Source organism: Arenimonas sp., assembly GCF_044348765.1.
Classification (GTDB): domain Bacteria; phylum Pseudomonadota; class Gammaproteobacteria; order Xanthomonadales; family Xanthomonadaceae; genus Arenimonas.
In genome coordinates this window covers 1-4792 of sequence record NZ_JBIKSE010000129.1, presented here as the reverse complement: position 1 = coordinate 4792, position 4792 = coordinate 1, and the positions used below count along the sequence as shown (strand labels likewise).

The following is a 4792-nucleotide window of genomic DNA, read 5'->3' as shown; positions in this document are numbered from 1 at the left end:
GCCCAGGAAGCCTGGGCTAAGACTGCTCCTCGCGAGCGAGCAGAAATCCTTCGAGCTGCCTTTGAAAAGGTCACCGCAATGAGTGATGACTTTGCACTACTTATGTCTTTAGAGATGGGTAAGCCTTTTGCCGAAGCCAAGGGAGAGGTAGCCTACGGAGCAGAGTTTCTGCGCTGGTTCTCAGAAGAAGCAGTGAGGGTCACCGGCAGATACGGAACAGCACCGGATGGCAAAAACCGCATCATGGTTCTAAAGCGCCCGGTTGGACCTTCCCTGTTTATTACCCCGTGGAATTTCCCACTTGCCATGGCAACTCGCAAGATGGCTCCTGCCATCGCAGCTGGTTGCACCATGGTGCTAAAGCCAGCAGCACTTACGCCACTTACCTCGATGTTGTTTGTGAAGGTGTTGGAAGACCTAGGTCTTCCTAAGGGTGTAATCAACGTTGTTCAAACTACCCGCGCAGGCGAAGTCACTGGGCCAATCATCAAGGACGAAAGACTTAGAAAACTGTCATTCACTGGTTCAACCGGTGTTGGACGAAGACTGATTGCTGACTCAGCAGATCGCGTTCTTAGAACCTCAATGGAACTAGGCGGCAACGCTCCGTTCCTAGTGTTTGAAGATGCAGATCTAGACAAGGCAGTTGAAGGGGCAATGGCAGCCAAGCTTCGCAACATGGGAGAAGCCTGCACCGCAGCCAACCGGTTCATCGTGCACGAGTCAGTGGCTGCGGACTTTTCAAAGAAGTTTGCCGAGAAGATGTCCGCACTAAAGGTTGCCCGCGGCACCGAAGACGGAGCCAACATCGGACCCCTGATTGACGAAAAGAGCAGAGCCGGTGTTCACGCACTTGTCTCAGACGCCGTTTCCAAGGGAGCCAAGGTTCTAACAGGAGGAGCAATTCCTTCCGGTGAAGGCTATTTCTACCCACCAACTGTTTTGGCTGATGTTCCGGCCAACGCTGAAATTCTCAAAGAAGAAATCTTTGGTCCAGTAGCTCCCGTGATCACATTCAAGACCGAGGACGAAGCTGTGAAGCTTGCTAATTCGACCGAGTATGGTCTGATTGCCTACGCCTTCACGCAGAACCTGAACCGCGGCCTTCGCCTAGCCGAGCGCCTCGAAGTTGGAATGTTTGGTCTGAACGCAGGTGTGATCTCGAACCCGGCAGCTCCATTCGGCGGAGTCAAGGCCTCCGGCCTTGGCCGCGAAGGCGGCTTCGAAGGTATCGAAGAATACCTAGAAACTGTTTATGTCGGCATTGCTGACCCGATGGTTAGCTAATCAGGACAACAATAGATAAGTGAAAACCAAAACCTACCTAAAGTCCCTTTCCCTGCTCGCCGTATCAACTTTGCTTTTGGCGGGGTGTGCGGAGCCAAGACCAGATGCGATTGAAACCCCAACACCAGAGCCAAAGGTTTTTGTCACTGCACCTCTAACAGGTCTCACTCTAGAAGAAGGTGCCGCAGGCACCGAGACCTTCGCAGCACCATCGGTGGCATGCAAGATCGACAACGTCGAGGCAGCAAGACCTCAGTTCAACCTCAACAAAGCCGACATCGTCTTTGTTGAGATGGTGGAATTTGGTCTGACAAGACTTGTTGCCGTTTGGCAATCACAACCAGTAGACCAAGCAGGACCTGTTCGCTCGGTTAGACCAATGGATGCAGACATCACAGCACCACTTGCTGGCATTTTCTGTTTTTCCGGCGGACAACTACCGTTTGTAAACGCAGTGAAAGACACCGGTCAGTACATGGCTAGTGAAACTACAGAGCAATCAGACGACAAAGGCAGCTTTTCAAGACTTTCGTCTCGCGGGGCACCGCACAACGTGATGGTTGACGTTGCACTGCTTCAGTCTCAGCATATCGACCACCTCAAGGCACCACAGGCCATGCTTCCGATGGTGGGCTTTGATCAGGCTACTGAGAGCTATGAAGCACCTTCGACCGACATGGGCGAAGAAACCATCAGCTTCCTGGTCAAATACCCACAAGCCGAAAGCGGCTGGAAGGCCGAAGGCAGCTACTTCGTTAGATCACAAGACGGCGATCAGCACATCGACGCCGCAAGCAACGAGATCATTCGCGCCACCAACGTCGTAGTAATGCAAACCAAGACCGACAACTCGTTCAAGGACCCTAAGTACGGTCCGATTCCAAGAACCGTAATGATTGATTCTGGTATGGCATGGGTTTTCAGCAACGGTAAACGGGTCAAGGGCACCTGGTCAAAGACTTCTCAGAGCTCACCAATTCAGTTGACTGATGAAGCAGGAGCTCCAATCAAACTTGCAATTGGAAATACTTGGATTGAGCTAATGGGAAACCCAGCGAAAATCACTATCAAGTCCCCAGAGCCTGCACCAAGCCCAACACCAACTGAAGACGAGTAAACAAACTCTCTTTGGGGACTGCTTTTCTAATCTTGAAAGGGCTCTCGGCCCGGAACTAGCTCCCAGGGCAGCTCGGTCAACTCCCCAGTGTTTATAAGGGCTGTAGGGCCGTTGGGCCCTGCAAAATCAAGATAGACCTGCTCGAGGATTCTTTTGGCGGCCTCCCCAGGGAAAGGGGAGCTTGCCTTGGCAAGCTGCTCAATCTCTTTTGCCTTATCGGGCAAACCATTTGCCCTTGCAGAAGAAATTGCATCCTCAAGTTCAGAAAAAGTTGCAACTTTGATTGATGTTGCAGCTGCAAGTTCACCAATTGCAGTGAATGGCCAGTGACCTTCGTTTTCAAAAAAGATAGTTGGCTTATTTGTGATCAACGGATACTCACCGAGGAATGAAATTCCATCGGTGACCAGCACGTCGGTTGCCAAAAACAACTCAGCGTAAGAACCGTCTTCATCAACGAAGGTGTTTGGAAGCTCGGCCCAAGCATTTCGCCATGCTTCAAGTTCAGAAACAGCGATCACTTTGCGATCGGTTAGCGTTCCCCACAAAAACGGATGGGGTCTAAGAACAATTTGAATGTCTTGGTTGGCTTTTGCAAAAGCCAACATGTCATCTTTGATTCTAGAGAAGACTCCAAAGTTCAACCAGTGAGGAGAATAGGAATGGTGTGGTGCCCACACCACCCTGAATCCTGTCTCTTTGATTGGCCAAGACGCTTTTCCTTGCTCTGCTTCTCTGAATAGACCATCAATCTTTGGTGAACCGGTGAAGTGAACGTAAGAATCACCGCGTTCGGTTGATTTGTATGCTTCTTTAACAAATTTGTCTTGAGTAAAAACTAAAGAGGCAACCTGGTGAAGGCGTTGTTTGTATAAATGTGTTGCAACAAGTGATCCAACTTGCCCACCACCTGGCTCATCATCTGGTTCTTCGACCATTGCAAGAGAAAAATATGGAACGTAAGCCAGTCTTGTGAAAGAAGTTAACTTATCGAAGCGAATTGCGGGCTGATAATTTCTCTGCCAAGGGTAATTTGCAAAAACATAATCAGGTTTTAGCTCCTTAAGGGCATCAAGCACCTCTTGGTTGGAGCTGTCGCTACCTCCCATGTTGAATCTGAGGTGCTTTATGCCCTTAGCTTCGAAAAAACCATGGGCTTTTTCCTCATCTGCGTACCTAAGCTGCCCAGTTAGCTTCCTTGGAAGCGAAATTACGACCGGATCGAACCGGTCGTCTTGATCCATGAGCTGATAGACCTCATCCAAGGCATCCCAGGCCTCGAAATACATGCCTAGGAACACAACTCTGATGGGTTTCATCCCTCAAAGCTAACAAAGCCCAGCCCCCTGTCCACCCCAAACCCCAAAACCCTCTAAAACACTGGGATATAGGCCCATTAACCCTCTAAATCCAGGCCTTTCTGGGCCTAGGCCCACGGCCACCCCTGAAAGGGGTCATTTTGGACCCCAAAAGGCGAGTTTTTGGGGTCCAAAATGACCAAAGATTTATTTAATTGAGGCACGCTGGAGCCCTCGGGGGCCCCAAAATGTGGGGTTAGCTACCTGTCTCAAAACCCTTGAAAACTCGGGGCTTTATCCTTGTAACAAGCCAAATATCGATTTCTTAGGGCTGAGTATGCCCATAGATAAGGAATAGAAAAATGAAGGTTTTGCACAAGGCGAAGCAGCTGCTTCAGGGCTTTGTGCTGCCTGGGGGTTTGTTTAGTCCCAGACTCTTCCTACCGACCATCGGAAGCAAAAATCAGCCAAAAGGCCGCTCTATTTTTGACAGGGCTAAACGGTACGCCCCGCTAGCCCTGGGTACGGGAATCGTTCTCTCGCTAGTAATGAATTTTGGAGTGCCACAGGCTCCTGCGAATGCATCCAACTGCCACGTAGGTAGCAGCGCTTCATGTCCAGCAACCTCACCGCAGGAAATATTCAACCTCTACGGAACAACCACAAACGCCGTTTATTGGCTAAATGTTGCGGGGACTCCAAGGCAAGTGTTTGTTGTTATGGACACCTCTACTTCTTGGGGCAGTGGTTATTGGATCCTTCTAATGAAAGGTGCACGCGGAACCTCTAACTTTGGCTACACGAGCAACCTTTTCACCAGCAACAGCACAGTGCTAAACGAGAGTTCTCCAGCCCGAGATTTCGTATCCGATGCAAAGTATCACGCATACAACAACATTTCTCTTTCGCAAATGTTGGCGGTCATATCTAGCCCTGAGAGAGGCTCGATCTCCAATCAGGGAGACATTGCCAATAACAATTTCGGCGGTCATACCTGGTTAGAAACTGTCGCAAACGAAACTGCCTTTGCAAGACTTACGACTTATCGGTCGCTCAACACTACTGATAACCTTGCGTTCAGTTCTGTGCC

The 4792-nt window shown here is 50.0% G+C and carries 4 protein-coding genes; 3 read left to right on the top strand and 1 reads right to left on the bottom strand.

From position 1 onward, the window contains the following. Together ACIQ0Q_RS09865 and ACIQ0Q_RS09860 are read left to right on the top strand one after the other, a co-directional pair. Positions 1–1287, top strand: a 1287-nt coding sequence (locus tag ACIQ0Q_RS09865; RefSeq protein WP_395772763.1) for an NAD-dependent succinate-semialdehyde dehydrogenase, incomplete at its 5' end; no start/stop codon positions are given. 19 nt (positions 1288–1306) lie between these two features. Then, the gene (locus ACIQ0Q_RS09860) at positions 1307–2404 is read left to right on the top strand and encodes a DUF3048 domain-containing protein (RefSeq protein WP_395772762.1); all 1098 of its coding nucleotides are present in this window, start codon (positions 1307–1309) and stop codon (positions 2402–2404) included. Positions 2405–2430: 26 nt separating this feature from the next. On the opposite strand, the gene ACIQ0Q_RS09855 is transcribed toward ACIQ0Q_RS09860, so the two are convergent. Then, positions 2431–3693, bottom strand: a complete 1263-nt coding sequence (locus tag ACIQ0Q_RS09855; RefSeq protein WP_395772761.1) for a CDP-glycerol glycerophosphotransferase family protein — start codon at positions 3691–3693, stop codon at positions 2431–2433. Positions 3694–4064: 371 nt separating this feature from the next. Here ACIQ0Q_RS09855 and ACIQ0Q_RS09850 point away from each other — a divergent pair. Then, positions 4065–4792: hypothetical protein (locus ACIQ0Q_RS09850; protein ID WP_395772760.1), on the top strand; the 728-nt coding region annotated here is incomplete at its 3' end.

Coding starts and splice junctions, on each gene's coding strand:
- ACIQ0Q_RS09855 (WP_395772761.1), bottom strand. CDS start 3,693: ATGTATTTCGAGGCCTGGGATGCCTTGGATGAGGTCTATCAGCTCATG.